Source organism: Bradyrhizobium sp. CCBAU 25338 (assembly GCF_028128965.1).
Classification (GTDB): domain Bacteria; phylum Pseudomonadota; class Alphaproteobacteria; order Rhizobiales; family Xanthobacteraceae; genus Bradyrhizobium; species Bradyrhizobium liaoningense.
In genome coordinates, this window is record NZ_LFKY01000002.1 from 337,867 (window position 1) to 363,472 (window position 25,606).

22 protein-coding genes and 1 pseudogene are annotated in these 25,606 nt (G+C 58.2%); 3 read left to right on the plus strand and 20 right to left on the minus strand.

Annotated features, from left to right (window positions below; all coding sequences use genetic code 11):
- Window positions 1–82: 82 nt before the first annotated feature.
- From nifK to ald, 5 genes and pseudogenes are all read right to left on the minus strand, one after another.
- Complete coding sequence (gene nifK / locus ACM42_RS03070; RefSeq protein ID WP_271526549.1) at window positions 83–1,639, minus strand: nitrogenase molybdenum-iron protein subunit beta; 1,557 nt, start codon at window positions 1,637–1,639, stop codon at window positions 83–85.
- Between the two features lie 66 nt (window positions 1,640–1,705).
- Entirely contained in the window at window positions 1,706–3,208 is a 1,503-nt protein-coding gene (gene nifD / locus ACM42_RS03075; RefSeq protein WP_271526550.1) for a nitrogenase molybdenum-iron protein alpha chain, read from the minus strand.
- A gap of 400 nt (window positions 3,209–3,608) precedes the next feature.
- Window positions 3,609–4,316: pseudogene (locus ACM42_RS38595) on the minus strand (aminotransferase class V-fold PLP-dependent enzyme); the annotation flags it as partial.
- A 309-nt stretch (window positions 4,317–4,625) separates the two neighbouring features.
- The gene (locus ACM42_RS03085) at window positions 4,626–4,931 is read right to left on the minus strand and encodes a 4Fe-4S binding protein (protein ID WP_271526551.1); all 306 of its coding nucleotides are present in this window, start codon (window positions 4,929–4,931) and stop codon (window positions 4,626–4,628) included.
- A 398-nt stretch (window positions 4,932–5,329) separates the two neighbouring features.
- Entirely contained in the window at window positions 5,330–6,442 is a 1,113-nt protein-coding gene (ald, locus tag ACM42_RS03090) for an alanine dehydrogenase (protein WP_271526552.1), read from the minus strand.
- Between the two features lie 70 nt (window positions 6,443–6,512).
- Between ald and ACM42_RS03095 the strand changes: the two genes are divergently transcribed.
- A complete protein-coding gene (locus tag ACM42_RS03095; protein ID WP_271526553.1) occupies window positions 6,513–6,749 on the plus strand; it encodes a hypothetical protein in 237 nt (78 codons plus the stop codon).
- Between the two features lie 69 nt (window positions 6,750–6,818).
- Here ACM42_RS03095 and hypE read toward each other — a convergent pair whose 3' ends face one another.
- The 13 genes from hypE to ACM42_RS03160 form a co-directional block, all read right to left on the minus strand.
- On the minus strand, window positions 6,819–7,865 hold the full coding sequence (gene hypE, locus ACM42_RS03100) for a hydrogenase expression/formation protein HypE (protein ID WP_271526554.1): 1,047 nt from the start codon (window positions 7,863–7,865) through the stop codon (window positions 6,819–6,821).
- Complete coding sequence (gene hypD, locus ACM42_RS03105) at window positions 7,862–9,004, minus strand: hydrogenase formation protein HypD (protein WP_271526555.1); 1,143 nt, start codon at window positions 9,002–9,004, stop codon at window positions 7,862–7,864. The genes hypE and hypD overlap by 4 nt, the downstream gene beginning before the upstream one ends.
- The gene (locus ACM42_RS03110; protein ID WP_128947974.1) at window positions 9,001–9,237 is read right to left on the minus strand and encodes a HypC/HybG/HupF family hydrogenase formation chaperone; all 237 of its coding nucleotides are present in this window, start codon (window positions 9,235–9,237) and stop codon (window positions 9,001–9,003) included. The genes hypD and ACM42_RS03110 overlap by 4 nt, the downstream gene beginning before the upstream one ends.
- Window position 9,238: 1 nt before the next feature.
- Entirely contained in the window at window positions 9,239–11,494 is a 2,256-nt protein-coding gene (gene hypF / locus ACM42_RS03115) for a carbamoyltransferase HypF (RefSeq protein WP_271526556.1), read from the minus strand.
- Complete coding sequence (hypB, locus tag ACM42_RS03120) at window positions 11,491–12,432, minus strand: hydrogenase nickel incorporation protein HypB (RefSeq protein ID WP_271526557.1); 942 nt, start codon at window positions 12,430–12,432, stop codon at window positions 11,491–11,493. The genes hypF and hypB overlap by 4 nt, the downstream gene beginning before the upstream one ends.
- Window positions 12,432–12,773 carry a hydrogenase maturation nickel metallochaperone HypA gene (hypA, locus tag ACM42_RS03125; protein WP_271526558.1) on the minus strand — a complete coding sequence of 114 codons (342 nt, stop codon included), beginning with the start codon at window positions 12,771–12,773 and terminating at the stop codon, window positions 12,432–12,434. The genes hypB and hypA overlap by 1 nt, the downstream gene beginning before the upstream one ends.
- Window positions 12,766–13,860 carry a hypothetical protein gene (locus ACM42_RS03130; RefSeq protein ID WP_271526559.1) on the minus strand — a complete coding sequence of 365 codons (1,095 nt, stop codon included), beginning with the start codon at window positions 13,858–13,860 and terminating at the stop codon, window positions 12,766–12,768. The genes hypA and ACM42_RS03130 overlap by 8 nt, the downstream gene beginning before the upstream one ends.
- A 91-nt stretch (window positions 13,861–13,951) precedes the next feature.
- The gene (locus ACM42_RS03135; protein WP_442868894.1) at window positions 13,952–14,809 is read right to left on the minus strand and encodes a hydrogenase expression/formation protein; all 858 of its coding nucleotides are present in this window, start codon (window positions 14,807–14,809) and stop codon (window positions 13,952–13,954) included.
- Between the two features lie 608 nt (window positions 14,810–15,417).
- Window positions 15,418–15,708 carry a HypC/HybG/HupF family hydrogenase formation chaperone gene (locus tag ACM42_RS03140; RefSeq protein WP_128947980.1) on the minus strand — a complete coding sequence of 97 codons (291 nt, stop codon included), beginning with the start codon at window positions 15,706–15,708 and terminating at the stop codon, window positions 15,418–15,420.
- Between the two features lie 2 nt (window positions 15,709–15,710).
- Entirely contained in the window at window positions 15,711–16,310 is a 600-nt protein-coding gene (locus tag ACM42_RS03145) for a HyaD/HybD family hydrogenase maturation endopeptidase (protein ID WP_271526561.1), read from the minus strand.
- 34 nt (window positions 16,311–16,344) lie between these two features.
- Window positions 16,345–17,037, minus strand: a complete 693-nt coding sequence (cybH, locus tag ACM42_RS03150; protein ID WP_271526562.1) for a Ni/Fe-hydrogenase, b-type cytochrome subunit — start codon at window positions 17,035–17,037, stop codon at window positions 16,345–16,347.
- A gap of 4 nt (window positions 17,038–17,041) precedes the next feature.
- The gene (locus ACM42_RS03155) at window positions 17,042–18,832 is read right to left on the minus strand and encodes a nickel-dependent hydrogenase large subunit (protein WP_271526563.1); all 1,791 of its coding nucleotides are present in this window, start codon (window positions 18,830–18,832) and stop codon (window positions 17,042–17,044) included.
- 13 nt (window positions 18,833–18,845) lie between these two features.
- Window positions 18,846–19,946 (minus strand): hydrogenase small subunit, encoded by a 1,101-nt coding sequence (locus tag ACM42_RS03160; protein ID WP_271526564.1) that lies wholly within the window; start codon window positions 19,944–19,946, stop codon window positions 18,846–18,848.
- 10 nt (window positions 19,947–19,956) lie between these two features.
- Between ACM42_RS03160 and ACM42_RS03165 the strand changes: the two genes are divergently transcribed.
- The gene (locus ACM42_RS03165) at window positions 19,957–20,226 is read left to right on the plus strand and encodes a hypothetical protein (protein ID WP_271526565.1); all 270 of its coding nucleotides are present in this window, start codon (window positions 19,957–19,959) and stop codon (window positions 20,224–20,226) included.
- Window positions 20,227–20,765: 539 nt separating this feature from the next.
- On the opposite strand, the gene ACM42_RS03170 is transcribed toward ACM42_RS03165, so the two are convergent.
- Both ACM42_RS03170 and ACM42_RS03175 read right to left on the minus strand, forming a co-directional pair.
- The gene (locus ACM42_RS03170) at window positions 20,766–22,028 is read right to left on the minus strand and encodes a serine hydrolase domain-containing protein (RefSeq protein ID WP_271526566.1); all 1,263 of its coding nucleotides are present in this window, start codon (window positions 22,026–22,028) and stop codon (window positions 20,766–20,768) included.
- Window positions 22,029–22,100: 72 nt separating this feature from the next.
- Complete coding sequence (locus ACM42_RS03175) at window positions 22,101–22,790, minus strand: molybdate ABC transporter permease subunit (protein ID WP_271526945.1); 690 nt, start codon at window positions 22,788–22,790, stop codon at window positions 22,101–22,103.
- Window positions 22,791–23,888: 1,098 nt separating this feature from the next.
- Between ACM42_RS03175 and dctA the strand changes: the two genes are divergently transcribed.
- Complete coding sequence (gene dctA / locus ACM42_RS03180) at window positions 23,889–25,211, plus strand: C4-dicarboxylate transporter DctA (protein ID WP_271526567.1); 1,323 nt, start codon at window positions 23,889–23,891, stop codon at window positions 25,209–25,211.
- The last annotated feature ends 395 nt before the right edge of the window (window positions 25,212–25,606 follow it).

Genomic DNA, 25,606 nt, shown 5'->3' on the forward strand with positions numbered 1-25,606 from the left:
CAAGGCAAATGAATCGCAAATTCCACCTTCACGTGCTCGTGCCATCGTCCTGTGCTTGGGCGATGGCACTTGTAATCGTTCATCAACGAATGATGTCGAAGCTGTAGTCCGTCTTGCCAAGAACGTTGGTCTTCTTGTCGATCTCGTCGAAGATCTTGTCCAGGATCTTCACCAATACATTCAGACCGCCCTGATAGCCCCATACGGGGGAGCGGTGATGGTGATGCCGATCAAAGATCGGAAAGCCAATGCGGATCAGTGGCGTTCCGGTATCACGCTCCAGGTACTTCCCGTAGGTGTTTCCAATCAGAAAATCGACCGGCTCGGTGAACAAGAGTGAGCGCATGTGCCAGAGGTCTCGACCCGGATAGACTTGGCAGCCCTGCCCAAATGGCGAGCTTGCAAGCAGCGCCTGCATTTTTTCCTGCCACGCTTTGTTGCCGTTGGTGGAAAGCACATGAATCGGTTCGGCGCCGAGTTCGAGCAGAAACGCAGCCAATCCATAGCAAAGATCCGGGTCGCCATAGATGGCGAACTTCTTGCCGTGAACATGAGCGCTGGAGTCGGCGATGGCATCAACCAGGCGACCACGTTCTCGCGCGAGTTGCTCGGGAATCTCCTTGCCGCTGATGCGTGACAGCGCGACGATAAAGTCATCCGTTGCAGATAAGCCCACCGGATAGTTGAAGGATACGATGTCCTGGCCGTGTTCCGCCACGAATGTCAGCGTTTTTTCCGTGCACCACTGCTGCATGGAAATAGTCGCCTTGGCGTGAATCGCGTTCGCCGCATCCTCCAGCGTCGTACCACCTTCATACATCCGGAATTCGCCGTCTGTCGGGGTATCGAACACTTCAGAATTGTCGGCGAGAACCGTGTGGTCGATGCCCATCAATTCTAAGATGCGCTTGATCTCTCGAAGGTTCCCGACGGTATAGCCATCGAACCCACCAATGATGTTGATCGCCCCATTCGGTTTGCGCTCCAGCTTCGGAGCTGTTCCGGCCTTTCCGTCCCAAAAATGCTCCAGAATGCCCTTGAGCGCATTGTCATAACCAGTGACGTGGCTGCCCACGAACGCCGGCGTGTGAGCGAACGGCACGTCGAAGTCCGCCGGAACCGAGCCCTTTTCTTTCGACGTCTTGATGAAGGCGTTGAGGTCGTCTCCGATCACCTCTGCCATGCAGGTTGTGGAAACCGCAATCATCTTGGGCTTGTACATGTTGTAGCTGTTCGCGAGCCCGTCGGTCATGTTGTTCAGACCGCCGAATACGGCAGCGTCTTCCGTCATTGATGAAGAGACACAGGAGCTAGGCTCCTTGAAGTGCCGCGACAAATGACTGCGGTAGTAGGCCACACAGCCTTGCGAGCCGTGGACAAAGGGCAACGTGCGCTCAAACCCAACAGAGGCGAATACGGCGCCAAGCGGCTGGCAAGCCTTGGCCGGATTTACCGCTAGCGCCTCCCGCGCAAAGTTCTTTTCGCGATACTCGGCGGTTTTCGTCCATTCCTTGATACGTTCGACCTCGGCAGGATCGCGAGGATTCTCGAATATCTTCTTCTTGGCCAGCATCTGCTGGTATTCTGGATCGCGGAACAGTTCGACATGATCGAGCACGTGTTCAGCACTCTGCGCCATTGGTGAAATCCTTCACTATCGAGATTTGTATCGCCCCGGCTTTCCCAGAGAGCGAGATGAATTGCTTTACTCTGCAGCCTGGAGCTTGGCGTTCGAAGCTTCCTTCCAGGGAGCCTTCGTTTTCTTCCAAACCGGCGAGTTGACGGCCATGTCCATGTCGCGCGCAAAGATCGCAAAGCCGTCATAACCGTGATATGGACCCGAGTAGTCCCACGAATGCATCTGCCGGAACGGCACACCCATCTTTTGGAAAACGTACTTTTCCTTGATGCCCGAGCCGACAAGGTCAGGCTGGAGCTTCTCGACGAAGCGCTCGAACTCATAGCCATTGACGTCATCATAGATGAGCGTGCTGTCCTTCACGTAGTGCTGAGCTGTGCGCTGATAGTCGTCGTTGTGACCGAACTCGTATCCGGTGCCAATTACTTCCATCCCCAGGTCCTCATATGCGCCAATAACATGGCGCGGACGGAGCCCGCCGACGTACAGCATCACCGTCTTGCCCTCCAGGCGCGGGCGATATTTAGCGATCACCGCGTTCACGAGCGGCTCGTACTTCTCGATCACCCGCTCGGCGCCTTCCTTGATCTTGTCGTCGAAATAACCCGCAATCCTGCGCAGCGACTCTGCGATCTTTGAAGGTCCGAAGAAATTGTACTCGCACCAGGGGATACCGAACTTTTCTTCCATGTGGCGGGAGATGTAGTTCATTGAGCGATAGCAATGCAGAATGTTGAGCTTTGCCTTCGGCGTTGCTTCGAGCTCTGCCAGCGAGCCGTCGCCGGACCACTGCGCGATCACGCGCAGGCCCATCTCCTCCAGCAGAATTCTTGATGACCACGCATCGCCGCCGATATTGTAGTCTCCGATGATCGCAACATCGTACGGCGTCGGCTCGAACTTTGGTTTGCCGTCGCCCTCGAGGTGGCCGAAAATCCAATCGCGCACCGCATCGTTAGCGATGTGATGGCCTAATGACTGCGACACGCCCCGGAAGCCCTCACAACGGACCGGCACGATGGTTTTGCCGCCATATTCCTTGGATTTCGCTCTTGACACGGCCTCAATATCGTCGCCGATCAGCCCTATCGGGCATTCCGATTGGATTGTGATGCCGTTGTTAAGTGGAAACAGCTCTTGGATTTCATCAAGGATTTTGTCCAGTTTTTTGTCTCCGCCGAATACGATATCCTTTTCCTGGAAGTCGGAGGTGAACTGCAGAGTCACGAAGCTATCGATGCCCGTCGTGCCGACGTAATAGTTGCGTCGCGAGCCCCACGAATACTGACCGCAGCCGACCGGGCCATGGCTGATATGAACCATGTCCTTGATTGGTCCCCAGACCACTCCCTTTGACCCTGCATAGGCGCAGCCTCTGATCGTCATCACGCCAGGTATGGATTTGATGTTGGACTTCACCCCGCAGTCTGACTTGCCGGCTTGGTGGACGTTGAGGTGCTTGGCACGCCGTTTCGCGGTTTTTTCCGGATAGACCTTAAGCACCTCCTCGATCAGCTCTTTGTTGCGAGCCCTGATTTCTGCGATGCTCTGGGTCGTGGCGAGACTCATCTGATATCCTTCAAAGGTTAGCTGTTGCGAGGGCGGCTTCTTGACCCAAGTTTTGCAACCAGCATGCCAGCGTCTGGTCAGCACAAAAAACCGAACAATCAAAGTTGCTTAGCGTGCCTCGTGCGGGAAAAGATGTGTTGTTGCGAATCCGACATCGCGCTTTGCGCAGAGAACTCTTCGTTTGGGCCTGTTCGAAATGGAACAAGGTGGGCTGTGCGTGAAAACCTGCGCAGCTCTCGAGCGTATCCGGCACCGCAGTACTCTGGGATCGAAGGCGGAAGGCGGCTGCAACGCCGGCTGACCGACACAGGCTTGCCAATGCTATCTATGCTTGCTGAGACCTACAGGTGCTCGCCTGCTGCAATGCTGATGAGGTGCGCGATCGCATCCTCCCAGAGATCTATGGCCTCGCCGCGTGAACGTCGTAGGCTCGCCCAGAGCAGCTGCCCCGCTCGATCAGGGCACGCACGAGCACATCGATCTCTCCGTGTGCATTGTAAAGTCCAATGGACCCACGGCACGTCGCCAGCACGCCGAATTGGTTGAGCAGCGGCATCGCACAGTGCGCCGCCCCGCTACACCGGCGCGGTCCATGAAGGTGGAAGCCAGCCTCTCCTGCGCGGAAGCGATTGCCTGCGGATCTGCAATGTAATCGATAGCCGCGCTTAAAGCGATGGCTTCGGCGATCGGCGGCGTACGAGCTTCGAACCGGCGTGGCGGATCGCCATAAATGGCACCGCAACGCGAAAACCTCGCGGATCATGTCCCCACGGCCATTAAAGGGCGTCATCGATGCCGGATGCGCAGACTTGCCGTAAGCACACCAATCCCATCGGACCGCACTGTTTGTGGCCGGTCATGACGTAGAAATCGCAATCGATATCGCAGACTTCGGCGGTCGGATGGACGTATCCTTGCCAGCCGTCGACCAGCACCGGATACCGCGGGCATGCGCATCCCCACCGCGTCTTTCACCGGCAACACGGCGCAGAGCACACGACATTTGTGTGATCGCAACCATCGTGGTGCGCGGGCTCAGGAGTCGCTCAACATCATCGAGCAAGAAATTGCCGTCACCGACCGCCGGGGCCCATTTGATCACTGCGCCAGGAAGCATCGACCAACGTGGAAGAACTCATACGCCTAACAGACAAATATCCACCTGACGACAGCGAGCGGAGCTTGGGTTCGCGGGAGAACCTTAATAAGTTCGCGTTTGCCTTCTTTAAGGACTGGCGGAAATCTACGATTGCTTCTCAATCCTCGAACGGACCGATCATCGAAGCGGCGGCAATCCGAGCGGATTGCGCAAGCCACCGCGAACTCGGGCCAGCGACTGAGTAAAACAGGAGATGGATTGAAAGGGCGGCGGCTGTCGAGTATCCTCGTAAATTCGTGCGGGAGCTCCTCTCATCGGCTACCCCACCTTTGCCGGCACGCATGTATCGGGCACCGGGCAAACGACGGCACATTGCGGTGCGTCAAAATGGCCCTCACATTGGGTACACTGGGACGCATTGATCACATATATGTCGTTCTTCAGGCTGATCGCCGCATTGGGACACTCGAACTCACACGCACCGCAGACGGTGCACTGGGATGCGATTATCTTGTAGGCCATCACTGCGATTCCGTAAGCAAAAGTGCGGGACGGTTTCTTGCTATCAAGTCTTGTGCCAGACAGTTTGAGCTTGGTTCGTCTGCAGTATTTTCCATAACGCAAGTCGCCGCCTCGACACGGTGTCGCAAATCCTACAAGGGGCCTGACAGCAGCGCATAGCGGGAGTCATCGCCGGTCCGCGCCTCACAGGCAGTCGGAAAGCCCGCGGCGATCGCTCCAGATAAAGTCGCTCCGGAAATGCGCGTCCTCCTGGGACCCCCGGGACGCATTCTCAATTGCCTTGGATTATCCGGCAACAGCGGCATTCATAGGCGCTGTATGAGTGAAAGTACATTGTCTTCCCATCGTGCGGGCGACTAAAGCCAGGCGTTCGTCTGGTGATCCTCCGCTTCGCCCCACGCTAGAAAAATGCCGGCGTCAGCAGATCGATGGAGCCAAAAAAAAGCCACCCCGAAGGGTGGCCTAAGTCCGGGAGGAAACGCCCATGAGGGCCTCTGGGATCAGGCCGCAGCCTGTTCGATCGGTGAGAAGGGCAGCCCGAGGCTCTCGGCCACCGCTTTGTAAGTTAGCCGGCCCCGATGGACGTTGAGGCCCGCCCGCAGATGTGGATTTTCGAGTACGGCGGAAAAACCGTTGTTGGCCAGAGCCAGACCAAACGGCAGGGTCGCGTTATTCAGTGCCTGGCTCGAGGTCAGCGGTACGGCACCGGGCATATTGGCTACGCAATAATGAATGACTCCATCCACTTCGTAAGTTGGATCAGCGTGAGTGGTTGGGTGCGACGTCTCAAAGCACCCGCCCTGATCGATAGCGACGTCCACGAGTACCGCCCTCTTGCGCATCGAGCTCAGCATGCTCCGGCGAACCAACTTCGGGGCGCTCGCACCTGGGACGAGCACCGCACCAATCACCACGTCCGCCGCAAATACCTCTTCCTCCACCGACTCGATGGTCGAAAACCTGGTGCGAACGCGTCCTTCGAATAGCTCGTCCAGCTCACGGAGGCGGATTATCGAACGATCGATGATGGTCACTTCTGCTCCCAGACCGACCGCCATGCGCGCCGCGTGCGTACCGACGACGCCACCTCCAATCACGACGATTCGAGCAGGCTGAACGCCGGGCACCCCACCGATCAGCAGCCCTCGCCCGCCTGTACTCCGCTTTAGAGCGCTACCCGCCGCTTCGATCGCAAGCCGACCCGCGACCTCGCTCATCGGCGCCAGCAGTGGAAGACCACCATGCGCATCAGTTACGGTCTCATAGGCGATCGCGGTGCATCCAGATTTCAAGAGGGCGGTAGCCTGATCCGGGTCCGGGGCCAGATGCAAATAAGTGAATAGGATGTGATCCTCGCGCAGCTGGGACCATTCGGCCGGCTGAGGCTCCTTAACCTTTACGATCATCTCGCTCGATGCGAATACCTCAGCCGCCGAAGTTAGAATCGTTGCGCCAGCATTGCGATAATCGTCATCGGTTGCACCAATGCCAGCGCCGGCATCAGTCTCGATCATCACGCGGTGGCCCGCTGCCACGTATTCTCGGGCAGCTCCAGGGGTAAGGCCGACGCGATATTCGTGCGCCTTGATTTCCTTCGGAACTCCGACCTTCATTTGAAACTCCCTGCCTGATCCGCCCTTCTTATCTGAAGCGTGCAGCGATATCGCGACGCAGCCCACCAAGATGGCGCAGGAATTCAGCGATATTTTACAGGCTTCGCAGGATTTCAAACCGACGGGGTGCCCAGATCGTGCGATCCTGTTTCGCGCGATACCGATGAATCGTTCCGAATTGCAGTCTCGCCCCGCAGAAAAGCTAACAACCGATCCAGCCTCGCCGAACTTCTCAGGCCGCAAAGACGGCAATTTGCCAATGGGCAGGATTGCCTATCAAGCGAAGCCTTGTGGAGCTGGTGGCTAATCACCATCGATAGGAGCTAATCACCATTGATAGTAAATGGCCGCCAAAAAAGGACGTTGCGCAGCCTGTTCAACAGATCCGAGGCAATTGTTCGCCCCACAGCCAGTCGACGATTCGTCGGCCGCCGAAATCGGTCGTCATCTGAACAAATTTGTGATCGTCAGCCACCGCCTCGCCAATATCAGCCGCATTGGACCCGAGCGGGTGCGCCTTCATGGCTGCAAGAACGGCATCGGCCGAATCAGGCGCCACGATCGCAACGAGCTTGCCTTCGTTGGCGACATGGATCGGATCGAGTCCAAAGAGTTCGCAGCTAGCCGCAACAGCGGGCTTCACCGGAATGGTTGATTCCCGCAGATGAAACCCGAGGTCGGATTGCTGGGCAATCTCGTTGAGAGCAGCAGCGAGCCCACCGCGCGTGGGGTCGCGCATCACCCGGATGCCTCCCCCACCTGCGGCAAGCATGGCCGCTACGAGATTATGCAACGCTGCTGAGTCCGAGACGATTTCGGTTTGAAAAGCGACGTTCTGACGTTTTGACATGATCGCCACCCCATGATCGCCGAGGCTACCTGACAGCAGCACACGATCCCCGACCCTTGCCTTGTCGGCGGAGAGATCGAGCCCCCCGGCCACAAGCCCGATCCCGGCCGTAGAGATGAACAGACCATCCGCCTTGCCCCGCTCTACGACCTTGGTGTCCCCGGCAATGATGTAAACGCCGGCCCCTCGCGCCGCCGCGCCCATCGAATCCGCAATCGCCTTGAGATCGGAAAACCGGAAGCCCTCCTCGATGATGAAGCTGGCTGACAAATAGAGTGGACGTGCGCCGGACATCGCGACATCATTGATCGTGCCGTGCACAGCCAAGGACCCGATATTGCCGCCGGGAAAGAACAGTGGCGAAACCACATAGCCGTCAGTCGTCATCACCATCCTGCCTCCCGAAACATCAAACGCCGACTGATCATTGCACCGGGCGAGCCATTCATTACCGAAGGCCTGGTGAAAAAGGCCGGAGATCAGCTGTGCCATGGCACGGCCTCCAGAGCCGTGGGCAAGTTCAACGCGTCCGTTCTCCAGGTCGAGGTTGCGTTGATCGGCTTTCACGCTCATGACGTCTGCCTCATCTGCTCATCACGAACTCGGCCATAGGTCCAATACGCCGCACAAGCCCCTTCTGATGACACCATGCAGGCCCCTATGGGCGTTTCCGGCGTGCACGCATTTCCAAACAACTTGCAATCGACCGGCCGTTTGGCGCCACGCAGGATCGCGCAGCACTCACAGGCCGGATTGTCTGCGACACGCATGTCGTGGATCGCAAAACGCGTCTCCGCGTCGAACTTTGCGTAAGACCGCTTAAGCTTCAGTCCGCTGTTGGGTACAAGTCCAAGCCCACGCCATTCAAACTGCTCACGCAGTTCGAATACCTGCGACACCTCCTCCTTGGCGCGCCGATTGCCATCGCGTGTCACTGCACGGCTGTATTGGTTTTCTACCTCGTAGCGGTCTTGGTTCACCTGCCGCACCAGCATCAGGATAGCCTGCAGCACGTCGAGTGGTTCAAATCCGGCGACCACGATCGGCTTCTCGAACTGTTCCGCCAGGGGCTCGTAAGGCCGCGTACCGATAATGGTGCTGACATGTGCAGGCCCGATGAAGCCGTCAATGGGGACGCCACCTGTGTTGCGGATCTTCGGGTTCTCGAGAATGCTGTGCATCGCCGAGGGTGTAAGCACGTGATTGCAGAACACGCTAAGGCCCTCCAACCGTTTGTTCTCGGCAATGCGAATCATGACCGCCGACGGGGGTGTCGTGGTCTCAAATCCGATGGCAAAGAAAACCACTTCACGGCCCGGCGTCTGTTCGGCCAGCCGGATAGCGTCGAGGGTCGAGTAGACCATCCGAATGTCGGCCCCGAGCGCTTTAGCTCGCAACAGGGACTGTCCTTGCGACCCGGGCGCGCGCATCAGGTCGCCGTAGACGCACAGAGTGACCTCTGGTCGCTCGGCGAGCCGGATCGCCATGTCGATACGGCTCGCCGGCAGAACGCAGACGGGACAACCGGGCCCGTGGATCATCCGGACGTTCGCGGGCAGCAGATCCTCCAAACCGTAGCGGGAGATGGCATGAGTGTGTCCACCGCAAAATTCCATGAACCGGTAGGCTCTTTGTGAACTGACCGCAGCGTCAATCGCACGCGCAAGTCCGTGCGCGGTGGTCTTGTCGCGAAATTCGTCAAAATATTTCACGATCGGCATTCCTGCGCTGCGCTGCCTAGCTCCTGCAGGAGCTCTAGCGTGCGCTTGGCTTCTGTCGGATCGATCTTAGCGAGCGCATAGCCGACATGGACTAGGACGCAATCGCCGACCTCAAGCTCGTCGATGAGGGCAATCGATATCTCCAGGCTGATGCCATCGATGGACACGAGGGCCATTTGGTTGGGAAGAATCTTGGCGATCTTTGCCGGAACCGAAAGACACATATCAGGCAGTTCCTCCGCTGGCGGGCGACTGTTGAGCCATCTGTAGAGCGGCAATCCAGGCCTGGCCAAGGCTCAAACCGCCATCATTGGGCGGCAGCCGCTGCGGCACCAGCGGGGTAAGACCGGCATCGCTGCAACCGCGCGGGATTTTGTCCGCCAGCACAGCGTTCAGGAAGCAGCCGCCGCTCAGAACCACGGTATTAACGCCCGTTGTCCGCGCAGAGCGCGTGACCCAGTCAACGCAGGCGGCGGCGAAAGTGCCATGAAACAGCCCGGCTCCGCCGGCGACGTCAATGTCATCAGCAATCAACCGCGAGAATAGCGGACCAAGCGACAGCACGCCGCCATCGATGGTCCAGCCGGCTTCCAGAATCGCAGTCTGCCGCACCAGCGCTTCGAGCTTCATCGCTGCTTCGCCGTCATAGCTCTGCAAATTCGCAATCCCCAGCAGCGCCGCTGCCGCATCGAACAACCGTCCCGCACTGGTCGTGGTGGTCCCGCCCGGCTGGTCGAGCAAGTCCGACAGCCCCCCGGCTTGGCGCTGCGCCGCAAAGCGCTGCCCGATTTCGTTACCCCGGCCGAGCCCGTGTAATACTGCGCTCGCCATGCGCCACGGCTCGCGGGCTGCACGATCTCCACCAGGCATCTGCAGGGGCGCTAAGTGCCCGATGCGTCGGGACCACGTCCCTTCGCACAACAATAGTTCGCCACCCCAGTTACCGCCTTCGGAGCCAAAGCCATGTCCGTCGAGCACCAGGGCAAGCGCAGGTCCCGCATGGCCGTGCTCGGCGATTACTGCGGCAGCGTGTGCGTGGTGATGCTGAACCGCGACCAGCGCGCGGGCATTTGCCTCCGCAAACCGGGTAGAAGCCATATCGGGATGCAAATCATGGGCGACGGCGACGGGCTCCACGTCAAGGCTCGATGTGAGGTGTCGGATCGTCTTTTCAAACGCACGGATGCCTTCGGCTGTATTTAGATCGCCAATATGCTGAGAGACGAACGCTTGGTCGTCCCGCGTGATGGTGACGGTCGATTTCAGTGCCCCGCCTACGGCGAGCACGGGCGGGACGGACCTTGCAAGCCGTATCGGTTCGGGAACATAGCCGCGAGCACGGCGAATGAATTGGGCCCGGCCGGCCACCACTGAAACCACGGAATCATCAGCAGGCGTCAAGATATCGCGATCATGGGTCACGACAAGGTCGGCGACCCCCTTGAGTCGCCGCAGCGCCTGCGCGTTATCGATCAGGAGCGGTTCGCCGCAGAGATTTGCACTGGTGACGACGATGACCGGGCCAGACCCCGCACGCGCCTGCGGCGAGCGAAACGCATGCAAGATGAGGTGATGCAGCGGCGCTACGGGCAGCATGACACCCATTCGTGATAAACCAGGAGCTATGGCGGGCGCCAGATTGTTGCGCGTTGGCAGGAGGACGATAGGACGTGCGATGGATTCGAGCAGCGTAAGCTCGGCCGCGTTCGCCTCCGCGATTTCGCCAACGCCCTCTATGGAATCGACCATAACTGCGAGTGGCTTCTGAAGGCGGAGCTTTCTCCTGCGCAAACGCTGCACGGCCTCCTGATTACGCGCATCGCAAAGAAGCTGATATCCGCCCAGCCCCTTTATCGCCACGATCTGTCCCCCCGCGATTGCCGCGACAATGACGCTGATCCCATGGCTGAGCCGAGGACCGCATGCCGGACACGCGATCGCCTCTGCGTGAAACCTGCGGCTCGCCGGATCGGCATAGTCGGCCGCGCAGGCGGCGCACAAGTTAAAAGCGCTCATCACGGTGTTACGGCGATCGTATGGAAGCCGTTCGGCGATGGTGTAGCGTGGGCCGCAATGGCAGCAACTGATAAACGGGTAAAGGTAATGCCGATTTTCTGGATCGAATAGCTCGCTGAGGCATTGCGGGCAGACCGCGGCGTCGGCAACGATCTGCGTTGACAATTTTCCGACTTCGCTCGTGCCGATGGAAAAGTCCTTCGCCGCGAGCGCCACAGTCTCCCGAACGCAGATGTGGTCGATGCGTGCCAATGGAGGCGCCTCAAGCGGTAACGTGGCAACAAACTCCGACGCACGGTGGCCCTCGACCTCGATGATGACGCCCTCGGGGCCATTGATGACAAACCCGGCCAATCCGTACCGCATGGCGAGTCCATAAACGTAAGGACGAAAGCCGACCCCTTGCACTGCCCCGCTCACGCGCACGCGCAGCCGTGTTCGGTCGCAGGTGGCTGCGGCGCTCATAGCCTTGTGTCCTCTACGATGCGCCTCTGATCGCCCGCCTGCTTATCGATCCAGGCGTAGAGCGCGCCAAAGCCCTCTCCAGTACGAGCCGAAACGACAAGCACGTCGATCTTCGGATTGACGCGTCTGGCGTATTCGATGGTCTTTCCCAAATCGAAATCAAGCAGCGACGCCAGATCAATCTTGTTAATCAGCATGAGCGACGAAGCGGCAAACATATCAGGATATTTGAGCGGCTTGTCTTCACCTTCCGTAATCGAAAAAACTACGATCTTGCGGGCCTCGCCAAGATCGAAGGCAGCGGGACAGATCAGATTACCGACGTTCTCGATGAAGAGAATACCGCCTGTGAGCGGCGGCAAGTGGCGATAAGCCTCGCCAATCATTGCAGCATCGAGATGGCAATTCTTGCCGGTATTGACTTGAACGGCTGGCACGCCGGCCGCCCGAATACGTTCGGCATCGTTCGAGGTCTGCTGGTCGCCTTCAATAACCCCAACCGGCCGCCTACGTTTCAGCTCGGACACGGCGCGGACCAGCAGTGTCGTTTTACCTGCTCCGGGACTGGACAATAGATTAAATACAAGCAGGTCATCGGCAACGAAGAGCGCGCGGTTGACGGCCGCAATCCCATTATTCTTGCCCAGAATATCGCGCTCGATCTCAATGATCTTCTTTCTGCTCATGCCCGCGACCCTTAAACCAGCCGAGCCGGCGCCGCCGCTCGGAAGGGCGTGATGATGGGCCGACCGACGACGGTTATAACTATCGCCACCGTGGTTTGAGAGCGGGGGACCTTGGTCGGGCGGCTGAAGGGCAGAATGGCTATCGCAATCATCCTGCACATGGTCGGCGTATCGTTCATGGCTCTCCGCATCATTCGCCTCCAAGTGTTTGGTCGACGGCGTCCCTTCCGTGCAGCCGCAAACGGTACACATCAATCGATCTCCAGCTCTTTTACTCGCATCTGTTCGCCCGCAATTACCTGCAATTGATAGCTGCCGCAGCAAGGACAGCACTCACCGCGTCGTGAAATTTCGACACTTTTCGAGCAGCTCATGCACCAGGCAACGCCTGGTAGTTCGACGATATTAAGAGCGGCGCCCTCGGCAACGGTTCGCGTTGCAGCGACAGCAAAGCAGAACCTGATCGCTTCCGGCGCGGCATGACTCAGCGCTCCCATCTCTAAACAGACGCTCCGCACCCGCGAAGAGGATCGCTCCCGTACCTTCTCCTCGACGATCTGAATGATCCCAAGACAAATCGCCATTTCATGCATCGCGAACTTCGCGAAAATTGAAGGTGAACCCGACGCATGGATCGAGCGATGCAATCAATGCGCGCACTTCATCACAGCGTCGTCGAGCCGTCAGCGCCGCCCCCTGCAGGTTCCGTACAAGCGGTCCGCGCCGGTGGAAGTTCCACTCCGTCGGCGCAAGGAATTCGAAGCGGGATATCCGGCCCTGAGCATCAAGCTCAACCGCGTGGTAGAGACGGCCCCTGGCGCATTCGACCGCGGCCGCTGCACGGCCGGGCCCTAGCTTATATCTTTCGATAATCCCATGCTCCGCGGCGTCAATCTGAGCGCCGGCCTCAAGCCAGGCACATAGCCGGACGATTTCAACAATTCTGGCCGTCAGCCGCTCGGCCGCACCGAAGGGTCTCAGCAACAGCCGATCTCGGGTCATTTGGCGCGCCCATGGACCCGTCTCGGGCACATGTCCTTCGAGATCGGGGCAACAGCAAAACGTCGAGTCATCTCCGAGCAACCGCTCCGTAATTTTGAGGTCGTCAGCAGCGGACAGGAACGAGTGTTCCGTCGGGGCAGACTTCAGGCCGACCTCATTAAGCGCCAGAACGCGACGCGCCAGTGGGCTACCGGACCTGAGCGCGCCCCCCTCATTCGGTACGCCCAGCGTGCCCATCGCAGCGACAATCCGTGCTGTTGCTTCCCGTTGAGGGGAGCCCCAGGCTAGCTGTTCGGAGCGGACAAGCGCTGACAATTCCGACATCAGGGAGCCGATTGCCGCCGCACTGCCGACGTCCGGCGTAAGATGTCCGACAAACAGCCCCCGTACCAAATCCACGATGCGCTCGGTAATGATAAGCGCAATACGACGCTGTTTTGTTGTGAGGGTGATCACTTCGTCGCGCGCGGTTTCGATCGCGGACAACAGTGCGATTTGCTGCGCAGTGGCACATAACGCGAAGAGCCGCGGGACGACATTGAGTAGTGACGAGGCCGGCTTTCCGGCGAATATCCGCGCCAGCGGTGGCCGGACTCGTGGCAGGATCTCGACCGAGGCGACTACGTCGGCAGCTAGCAATACGCGGACATGGATTTTGTTGCGGGCAGCGACGATCATGCGCAACGCGGCCCCATCATCGCGCGCAAGCTATGGCCCATGCGCACGCCCCATCTGCGGGATCCTATCTGATGCCAAATGCCCGAGCGCTTCATGTGAAGTACGCCTTAATGATTTCCTGCAAGCGTTCGGCAGAGTCCTGGAAATCCTCGTCGGCAGCCAACGCAACAATCGGCACGCCCCCAATCTCCAGCGTATCAAGGATGATGTTGTCCGTGGAATTGAAGAACTGCACGGACCAAACATTCCTAGTCCCGGTCGCCTGCACTCGGCAGGCGCCGTAGCCCCGCAACATGAGTTGGACCGGTCCGTTGCCCAAGCTTTGCTGCAGGAATGTCAAGTCGACAATGCTCATTGGTAGCAATGTGAGATTGATGATGTGCGCATTCATGCCAAATCGCCACACGCTAGCCCGCTCGCGTATTTCGGCCAGCACCGGTTGAACGTTCATCGCGCCATGCGGCGGCGTGCCAATCACAAGATCGGCGGACGTCAGGTCAGTTGCGGCACGCCGGACAATCTGCGGAATCCCTCCGACCTCAACATATTCGTTTGCCGGTTCGGTCCCGATGCGCACGCGCCAGATTCCCGCAAGCACGGATTCACGGATTTGCGCCAAACAGCCATCGGGCAGCGCAACCACGCCGGTCACCTCGCCTTCTCCGAGCAATTCGTCGATCAGCTTGTGCTCGGCATCGCTGAGATATGCGAGATCGTACAATTGTGTCGGAGAACCGCTTCTCTGCCCCCCAACGGCAGCAGCGGCATTTGACAACAGCAAGGTGGCGTTCGGGTGCTTCCTTGCACGTTCGTCGCAATCGCGCCAGGCGCGCTTGACGAGCGCACTCGTCGCGGGGCGATAGAATACATCGAGACATCCAGATCTAGTGGTAACGTCGCTCGCCGCCCGGTCGGCGGCGCCGGATACAACGGGGATCGCTGTTTTCACGATGCGATGTTCCATTGTCTGTATCCACGGGCATTGCACTTGCCGACGCCGATGCTGCCGGCGTGTGCCCGAATGATCGGCCCGGAGATGCGATTGATCGTGAGCGAACGGGCCGGTATCTTGCCGATTAGGCAGAGTATATCGTGCCTTTGGCATAGGCTCGGCGTCGACGGTCTACGCCGGCCGACTGGTGTGCCACTAGCCCCGCACGAGTGTACTGCACCTTGCATGCCTGGCCAAACAAACTCAGAAAGAAAGAATGCGAGCTGGATGATCCGGAGCATATGTAGGGGATCGGCCGCCGACAGCGGCATCACGGTCTCCTTCCCGGGAGCGTGCACGGCCAGGCGCGCATCGGCGCTGACGCCCTCCACGTCCGACTGAGTGGGTCGTGTCAGACCATGCTGCGCCGGCTGCAACTTCATCGCACTTCTTTCTGATAATGTTCGGTTCTGCTAGCAGGCGGTTAGCAAGGCGCATGCCAATCACCTTCAGCCGCGGCTCGCATTCGAACCAACGGCATAGCGCCTGATATTATCCAGGCCGATGTTCCTGCGACTGGAATTCGGTCTGTGAAGAACCCCAGTCCGCGCAAGGGAGCGGAACCGTTAGCGTAGGTGCTCCGGCAATTGCGGCTCGTGACCGATCAAGTCCGCAAAGAAGCGATCGTAGTTCTGACCGTTGAGGCTGGCCTCAAGCCCGTCAAGTGCTTCGGAGATCTGCCTTGCTTCATTTTCGTCTAAGAGCCGCACTGCGCTGTCGATATGAACGAGCACCTTGGCGCCGACCGATACATCAGCGAGCAGCATGACGGAGATGCGCCGTTGTTCACTGCCATATTCGCACAGCGCGGTAATACCGTCAGTCTCGACAATCGTCATTGGCAAGCCAAGGCACATGGTCAGTCGCAGGCTTCTAGATCGGCTGCGCCCTCATTTTCATAATTCGCATGGTCAATATTGTTCGCCAAGAGCCGTTCAGATGCAGCCAGCGGCGCGCTCCGCGGTTTTGCCGGCGACTCCCACTGCTCTAGGAGTCTACAAGCGAGTTTAATCGCAGGGGCAATCTGAAAGCGCACCGGTGCGGTCAGCGGTCCGCCCCAATTCTCCAGATCCAACGGCTGACAGCCGATAAGAGCGAGCTCTCGCGGCCGTCTGCCAAGCAAATCGGCCGCGCTCAAGACCTCCTGGAAGCCGGTCTGATGCAGGCTCACTTTCTTGGCGCCCGTGAATTTTGGCACTTCGTCATCTCGTACAAGCTTCAACTGCCCGGGCAGCAATCCATAGTCGATAGCATCGAACACGATCAGGCAATCGGCCCCTTCAAGAAAACTGACGAGGTAGAGCCCCTGGGTGCCGCCATCGAGAACGGTGACGTTGTCAGCGACGGCGTAGAGGCGATGAAACTCCTCGACCGCACGCACACCAAATCCCTCATCGGCCCACAGGATGTTGCCAATGCCGAGCACCAGAATCCGCTTTTTGTCTTTCGGATTGAGCATGCGCTTCCCAGTCAATCGTCAAACCCGCGCTCACCTACTTCATAGAAGGGAAGCTGCGGCGCGACATGATGTCGTCCCGGAGCACCGCGTAGATGTGGACCAGCGCGAACATCACGATCACCCATAGGCCGAGATGATGCCAGGTGTGGACGTCCTGACTGTTCGGCCAGAGTGAAAACACCCAGCCGAACACCTTGTACTGCCAGCTGTCAGTACCAGCACCTTGCCCATAAAGTGCAAAGCCTGTGACGACCATGAATGTGATCGTCTGCGTAAACATGAAGAACATTGCGAGCTGAGCAAGGCGGTTGTGCCCGAGGCCCGTCTCAGGCTCAACCGTAAGGAAGGCATACCTGCGAATCTCGTGGTACAATTCCCGCCAAAAGCAGCCGCGCCAGAGCGGCACGCAAAAGATTTGTATGGCATTCGCGTTTCCCATCAAAGCCCAGTAGATGCGTAGAAGAAAGCCGACGCTGAGCACATATCCCGCCGAGAAATGAGCGAAGCGGATATAGCCGAACAGGAAACTGCCGCTTGCCTTTCCCCACGTCGCTGGTGTCCCGGTTCCAATAAAATAGCCGGTTAAACTCAGCACCAGAATCGCAGCCGCATTAACCCAATGCCAGAGTCGCACCGGCGCATAAATGTAGGCGACGCCGCCGCCCCTCCTGCGAGCAGTCGGTGCCGCATCGACGGCGGCAAGAAGCTTCTGAGCCGTGTCCTGCATGGACCTAACGAACTTTAACTGAAGCCATTTCTTGGCCCTCAGCACTCATCACGTGCGTCGAGCAAGCCAAGCACGGATCAAAGGAATGGATGGTGCGCAAGATCTCCAGAGGCCGCTGCGGATCGGCCATCGGGGTACCGATCAGGGAAGCTTCAAAAGCGCCAATATTGCCCTTCGAATCGCGAGGAGATGCGTTCCACGTCGTCGGCACGACACATTGATAATTGTCGATCTTACCGTCCTTGATCTTAATCCAGTGCCCGAGCGCACCGCGAGGCGCTTCAGTGAAACCGTAGCCTTTGGCTTCCTTGCGCCAGCTTTCCGGGCTCCACTTGCTGATATTGGCAGTTGCCGTATTGCCCGCCTTGATGTGGATTACGAGCTTATCCTGGAAATAGCGCATCTGATGGGCCGCCCATTGGCATTCGAGCGCCCGCGCCGCAGTACGGCCAAGCGTCGAGAACAGCGCAGTCAAAGGAAGATTGAGCTCCTTGAGCAGTCTCTCGGCTGGCTCCTTGAACTCGGCTTTGCCTTGCGCATAACCGACGATGTATCGGGCCAACGGCCCGACCTCCACGGCACGGCCGCGCCAGCGCGGCGCTTTGATCCAGGAATATTTGCCGCCCTCGTCGAGTTCCTTAATATCTGTCTTGCTGCCTTTGAGTTTTGGCCCAAGTTCAAAACTCGGCTCGGTAATACCATCCCAGGGATGCAGTCCACAGCAATCGCTGGGGTATTTATACCATGAATGCTCGACGAACTCCTGGATCTGTTCGGGGTCACCATGGTCGATCGGCAGTATCTCCTTGAGATTGCCATCAAGAATGACCCCGCGCGGCAGCTTAAAACTCTCGGCGGAACAGTCATTGGCCTTTTCCGGGATGTCGCCATAGGACATTACGCTTTTGCTCGAAAGACCACCGCCGTGGAGCCAGTCCCTATAGAACGAGCAGATCGCGGTAACGTCGGGCAGGTAGACCTGCTCGACAAACTCGATCGAGCGGTCGACGATGGAGGACACAATGTTCAGTCGCTCCATGTTGATCGCGCCCACCGCACCGATTCCCTCGATGTTGATCGCGCACGGCACGCCGCCCACGAGCCAGTTTGGATGCGGGTTCTTGCCACCATAAATAGCTTGAATCTTGACGATCTCCTTCTGAAAGTCGAGCGCTTCCAGATAATGAGCGACCGCCATCAGGTTCGCTTCCGGTGGCAGTTTGTAGGCCGGATGCCCCCAATAGCCATTCTTGAACGGACCGAGCTGCCCTGATCCGAAGAATTTGGTCAGCCGGATCTGCAAATCCTTAAAATAGCCAGGGGATGACAGTGGCCAGGGCGAGATAGACTGCGCCAGTGTAGAGGTCGAGTTGGGATCGGCCTTGAGCGCGGAGACCACGTCGACCCAATCCAACGCATGGAGGTGATAGAAATGTACGAGGTGATCATGCACGAGCAGGCACAGCTGCATGATGTTGCGGATCGAATTGGCATTCTCCGGAATCGTAATACCTAGTGCATTTTCAACTGCGCGCACGGAGGTGAGCGCATGGGTGCCGGTGCAGACCCCGCAAATCCGCTCGGTGAACGCCCAGGCGTCGCGCGGATCGCGCCCGCGCAGGATGACTTCGATGCCACGCCACATCGTCCCGCTTGAGACCGCATTGCGGATCACATTCTCGGAATCGAGATTGGCTTCGATGCGGAGGTGGCCTTCGATGCGCGTCAGCGGATCGATAACGATTCGCCTGCCGGAACGATCGAGATTAAACCCATTCGGCGTCTGGACGGCCACTGTCGTCCCCTCCTCAACTCGGTTTGCCTTTGTCGGCTGGGCGATCCGGCCGATGGGTCAACCGCTTCACGGCGGTGACCGCCGCGTGGGCAGCGACGGTTAGCCCCACCACGCCGGCAGCGGCCATGCCGATCTCGTCGGCGTTCTCCTCAATGCCGAACTGCTTGATGGTTGTGAGTCGGTCGTAAAATGGCCCTTTATCCCAGAAGCTGTCTTCGGAGCAGCCGAGGCAGCCGTGGCCGGATTGAATCGGAAATGAAACGCCGCCGTTCCATCGAAGTGCCGAACAGGCGTTGTAGGTGGTTGGCCCCTTGCAGCCCATCTTGTACAGGCAATAGCCCTTGCGTGCATTGGTGTCGTCCCACTCTTCGACGAATTGGCCTGCGTCGAAATGGGACCGCCGATAGCACTTATCGTGAATGCGCTCGGAATAAAACATACTTGGGCGCCCTTGGCGATCAAGCTCGGGAAGCTTTCCGAACGTGGTGATGAAAGTCACGAGGCCACTCATGACCTCTGCGACAGGAGGGCACCCAGGCACCTTGATGATCTGCCTATTGGTGACCACCTTATCGATCGGCACCGCGCCAGTCGGATTTGGCTTGGCCGCTTGCACGCATCCCCAGGACGCACACGTACCCCAAGCGACGATGGCCATTGCCTCTTCCGCCATCGACGTGAGCTTTTCAACGAACGGCTTGCCGCCGTCAATGCAAAACATGCCACCTTCGTTCAACGGGGGATTGCCTTCAACGGCGAGCACATACCCACCTTGGTACTTGGCACGCGTTTCCTCCAGGATGGCCTCAGCCTGGTGTCCTGCCGCCGCCATGATCATATGGTCATAGTCGAGCGAAATCATCGACAGCAGCGCGTCTTTGATCAAGGGATGGGCCGAGCGGATAAAGCTTTCCGAGCAGCAGGTACACTCGAGCCCGTGCAGCCAGATGACGGGCACACGCGGTTTGGTTTCCAGGGCGTGCGCAATTCTGCTTGCGGTGAGCGGACCAAGTCCCAAGCTCGCGGCGGTCAAACTGCAGAATTTGTGGAAACTACGACGCGTGATACCCTGGCGTCTGATCACGCTGTAGAACGTTTCCCTTCCATCACCCATGAAACCGTCCTTGCGAATTGTCGCCAGCCGTTACGAATTGGTGACGTTCAGCAAGAAACAGGCCAGCGAAGCGAAACACTCGAAAGATATCAAGGCGCCACTTCGAGGTCTGCGGATTGTCGAACCCGACGCGCCAGAAGCTGGAGCATTGATCTGTCACGCTCATGTTGTCCAGTTTTTGAGAGTCGATGTGAGCACTTCAACAAATCAGCACTATGGTTCAGCCATGCAGGGGACTACGCTCCTGCACAACCGCGACACTCGTCATGCCGATCGTTGAATAGAATTGGTTCAGTTGACGGGCACCGCACTGCCCCCGCCTCAATCAGACTTGCCGATTACTGACAAGGATGCGTTGAAGCGCTCATAGTCGCAACTATGCAGGCAGCACGTACCAAAGCGGCTGTCGAGCGAGGAAGAGAATCCGCAATGGGCTGAGCTGTGGTGCGCACACTAAGTCGCCTTTTTAGGTCTGCTTCGATCCGATCTGCCCTTGGTTTCAAAGCGGCTCGCCGCGCGGCTTTTCTACGGTGCCGTGGGTGGCGACAGACCGGACGTTTACAGCTATCACCTCGGAGCCTTCATCGCGCAAGCCAATCGTTAGCAACGTGCGACATCGTTGGCGCATCGCGACACGCACCTTGCTTGAAGGAGATTCTTCGCAATGGCGGAGGCGATTGCGCTTTTGAAGCATGCTGCGATTCGTCTGACGCCGATAGAAAACGGCGGCGCCTACTTTCAGTCGGCATCGATCCGTCCTAGCAATACTGTCCGCCTACTACACCAAACGGCTCATCGCGCCTTTCGGCGGAAAGCGAATTATCGGATTATCGCAGCATAGACGATATACTGGACTTGTTCGCGGTAATACTTCCGGATTTCTCCGGGCGCCGCCGTCCCGACCACCGCGACCAGACGCTCTTTTGGGTCGCAGAAAAATTGTGTCCCGTAGGCGCCAGTCCATGTGAACTCACCTGGATTGCCCGGAACCGCCGAGAGCCCCTCGTTGATGCGTACAGCCACTCCAAGCCCGAAGCCGAAGCCGGCACGGTGCGCCTCCACATTGGCAACCTTATTCTTAATCCCTGGTCCGAGGTGATCGGAAATCATGTGACGCACCGTCCTCGGACCAAGAATGCGCTGGCCATTGAGCTCCCCGCCGTTCAGGAGCATTTGTCCAAAGCGCACGTAGTCACCGACTGTCGCAAATGCGCAGGCTCCCCCGCAGTCAAAATTCGTCGGAGTTTCGAGGAGCTCGATCTCTTGTGGTTTTCCCGTCAGCGGGTCGTCTGGAAATGGATGCGCCAGGCGCTTGCGTTGCGATTCCGACAAATGGAAAGTGGCATCTTGCATTTCGATTGGCTTCCACAAGTTGCTGGCAAGATAGTCGCCCAATCGCTGTCCGCTGACTTGTTCCACGACAGCTCCCAGCACATCGCTCGAGAAGCCGTATTCGAATTCTGTCCCCGGTTGATGCGCTAGCGGCAGCTTGGTAATGGCTTCGATGAAAGCCTGCTTATCACCCCTTAGTGCCGGAGCAGCGAAATCGGGGTAGAGACGCGCCACTTGGTCTGAGCTGTTGGGGGGCGCGCCATAGGTGAGCCCGGATGTGTGGCGGTAAAGATCGTGGATCAAGATCGGAGAATTCTGCGTTTGAAACTTCAGTGAACCGTCATGCTGTGGCACTCCCACCTTCATGCCTGCGAATTCCGGATAGTAATCCGTAAGTCTGGCCTGTAGAGGCAGGCGACCTTGTTCCATGAGGATAAGACCCGCAACGGCCACCATCGGCTTGGTCATAGAAGCAAGCGCGAATATCGCGTCGAGCCGCATCGACCTTCCCTTTGCCGGATCGAGTTGTCCGTACGCCTTGTAGTGAATCAGCTTGCCGTCTCTGGCGATTGCAACCACCGCGCCCGGCACGCGTTTACTCGCGATCTCCCGAGCGAAGAACTGGTCTAGCTTTGCAAGGCGCTGCTGAGAAACGCCGACGTCATCGGCCTTCGCTTCGGGCAGAGGCGCGGACTGCACTGAATTGAAGCCGATTGCGGCTGCCGCTGCGACCATAACAAGGTTGTTCATTGTAGCCTCGAAGGGGCGGATGGATCCAGTTTGTAATACTGCGGCTCGGCCGCTGTCGGATATGTGGCAAGGCTAGGATGGTTCGGTGCCTCGCCTAGCACAATGTCTGTCGATGATGGCTAAGGTGAAGATTGTCGCAAGGGCGAACATCACCATACCAGCGGCAACCACACTTGCCTCGTGCCAACGCGACGCTTGCACGTAGTCTACGACGTAGGCCGACAACACCTTGGTGCGTCCAGGAATATTGCCGCCGATCATCATCACGACGCCGAATGTGCCGATCGTATGAGAAAATCCGAGCACGGCTGCTTTAACAAGCTCCAGTCGCGCCAGCGGCGCACTGATGGCAATGAAGGCATACAATGGCGAAACACGCCCTTTCATTTCCAACGGGTGACCGCCAACCGCAACAAAGGCGTTACGTATAGGCTGCACGACCAATGGCAGGGCCGAGAGCACCGATCCGACCACGATACCCCCGAAGGTAAAAGCGAGCGTTCGCCCGCCCCAGAAAGAGGCGAGAACGCCACCCGGTCCGTCGGGGCCGAGCAAAACGAGTACGCAGAAGCCGAGAGCCGCTGGAGGTAGCACCAGTGGAAGTGCGATCATCGCGGCCACCGCCTCGCTCAGAAAAGTCTTTGAGCGGGATAGCCACCAGGCGAGGGGCACACCAATCACGAGGAGGATCACGGTCGTCACGCTAGCGAGCTCGATTGTGAGCGCAACGGATTGCGAAATCTCTGACGAATCGACATTCACGTGCGTCAGCCCGCCAGTGAGCCCAGGTCGCCGTATCCTGACAGTGATCGCCTGCATGTCCGGCTCATCCAGCGATGTGGCGCGAATAGCCATTTGGTAGCGCGGCAGCTCGTTGCGGCCGCCGAATTCACGCGCGTCGCTTCTGCGAGCAAGAACAGCATCACAATCGACAACTCCTGTGACAAGTACGCCTCGATCCAACCGACGGCGGCAGCCTCTCCTTGTGTCATCAGCAATTCCTGTGCCGCGTGCGAACTGTGGCGGCTCTATGCCCAATGTGAAAAAAGCCACGCAGACGCTAACGTCACTGTGGAGGGGACCTAACGCTCTGTCAGATTTCAAGCATCTTTGTTCCCGAGCAGACAGTGACAGCCGCGCAACGAAAACGGCAGACTTCTAAAACCTCGACAGATGCCTGTTTCGCTTGTCGGCGGCTCAAACGCCGCCCTCGCCGGGGCCGGTAGCTGAACGCTCGGCAGCAACGCGAAAGATTTAGCTGAGAAATCATCGTACGCTGCTTCTGCGACGTGCCAAAGGCGCGAGGGGCCGCGAGCGAAGGCCGCCTCTCGACCGCCCCAGCTCATGCGCAGGGTCAGCACAGGCGTGGAGACACACGCTCCGGCACCAACGAGCTTCGCCGCTAGCGGCAACGCAGTTCATCCATCAAAGATCTTGTCCGCGCAATGGAGTCATAAACCAGGCTTCCATCCGGTAAATGCGTACAATCCAAAATATCAATTTTACGAATGCCACATACTGTTGCATCGATCTCAGTGACTCCAACCGAGACGTATCGGCGCTAATGCGCGCTACGGTTTTTGTTCGACCTTGCGCGAACGCGGTACGAGTACTCAAGCCGATGCCGCCGAACACAGGCTAGTTGTCCGCGACTTGTTAATCGGCCGCAGTTTGGGATCTGGTGCATATCTTGCTTAGGGAGAAAGGACAACGTAACTAAACGTCTGCCTTTTGAAGGACGCGCCGGCTCTCGGAACCGTCTTCAATCAGGGCAAGGCAAAAATGATTGGTCTCGTATGACGCTGTCGTCTCTCAACAAAGCGGCGGCTCACATTCGAGTATATTCGGGAAGGAAGCGTCATGACCACCATGGCAACTGCGTTGCCTGTACGCGCGTCGCAAGCTTGGTATAAGATACTCTACGTCCAGGTGCTAATCGCGATCTTAATTGGCGTCATGGTTGGCTGCCTATGGCCGTCTATCGCCACAAACGACTGGATCAAGGCGCTTGGTGACGGGTTCATCAAGCTCATCAAGATGGTGATTGCGCCGATTATTTTCTGCACTGTTACATCTGGTATTGCGCATATTCAGGATGCCAAGAAAGTCGGGTGCGTCGGCGTCAAGGCGCTGTTCTATTTCGAGATCGTCTCCAGCTTTGCCTTGCTGTTGGGCCTCGTTATGGGCAATCTGGTCCAAATCGGCCATGGCCTTGCGGTTAAGCCGGATGCTGCGGCGGTTGCCAATTACGTCAAGCAGGCGGAAGCCTCGAAAACCGTCGACTTTGTTCTCAACATCATTCCCGATAGCGTGATCGGCGCCTTCGCTCGCGGCGACGTTCTGCAGGTTCTCTTGTTCGCGATCCTTTTCGGCTTCTCGCTGATGGCGCTGGGAAAGCGTGGGGAGCGTTTGCGCGGGATGATTGACGACGTCGCGCACGCGGTGTTCGGAGTAATCGCTATTGTAATGAAAGCGGCCCCGATCGGCGCCTTCGGCGCCATGGCTTTCACGGTGGGCAAGTTCGGGCCCGCAGCACTCGGCAATCTGATCGGTCTCATCGCGCTGTTCTACGTGACGGCTGCGCTGTTTGTGGTGGTGGTGCTTGGTCTGATCGCCCGCCTCGTCGGCTTTTCAATCTTCAAGTTCCTTGTCTTTATCAAGGACGAGCTTCTGATCGTGCTCGGTACGTCGTCCTCCGAAAGCGCGCTGCCGCAATTGATGGAGAAGCTCGAGCGGCTGGGCTGCTCCAAGCCGGTAGTCGGACTGGTGGTGCCAACTGGCTACTCCTTCAACCTTGACGGCACCAACATCTATATGACACTTGCAACATTGTTCATTGCCCAGGCACTCGGCGTCGATCTCACCTTTGGCCAGCAGCTCACGATCCTGCTCGTCGCAATGCTAACGTCGAAGGGAGCAAGCGGCGTCACCGGCGCAGGCTTCATCACGCTCGCTGCGACATTATCGGTGGTAAACCCAACTCTAGTGCCGGGTATGGCAATCGTGTTTTCGATCGACAAGTTCATGAGCGAGGTGCGCGCCCTTACCAACATCATCGGTAATGGCATCGCGGCTGTGTTCGTATCCTGGTGGGAAGGCGAGCTCGATCACGTGACCCTGCAGGCTCGGCTCAGCCAGCCCACCGTTTCCACCACTATCGACACTACAAGCACAATGAGGTAGGTCCGGCATCTTAGCCGCCGCCATTCGGGCGCGAATGACTATCTCATGCGCTCTCCGGTGCGCAGCCCTTGCGCGGCGGCCAGACGCCTCTCCTGAGAGGCAGGCCTGCAAAGAAGTAGGCCTTTCTTCAGGGCTTCTCTTTCGCGGTCAGGCTACCGGCCACCTGAGCGCTTGTGCAACATTTTTGCCAAGCCACAAGACTGCGACAGAACACGTCCGGCGTGACGCACCAGGTATTAATCCGCCTAGAATACTCACATGGCGTCGCTCCCCTTGCCTCACACGAGTAAGAGCGCGGGAGGGATCCTGCGGACGCAACTCGTCATCCGTCGTTACTATGCGCGCTGCGTCATCAGATCATGGTGGGTGTGATCAGCGTGGATTAGATGGCGCTC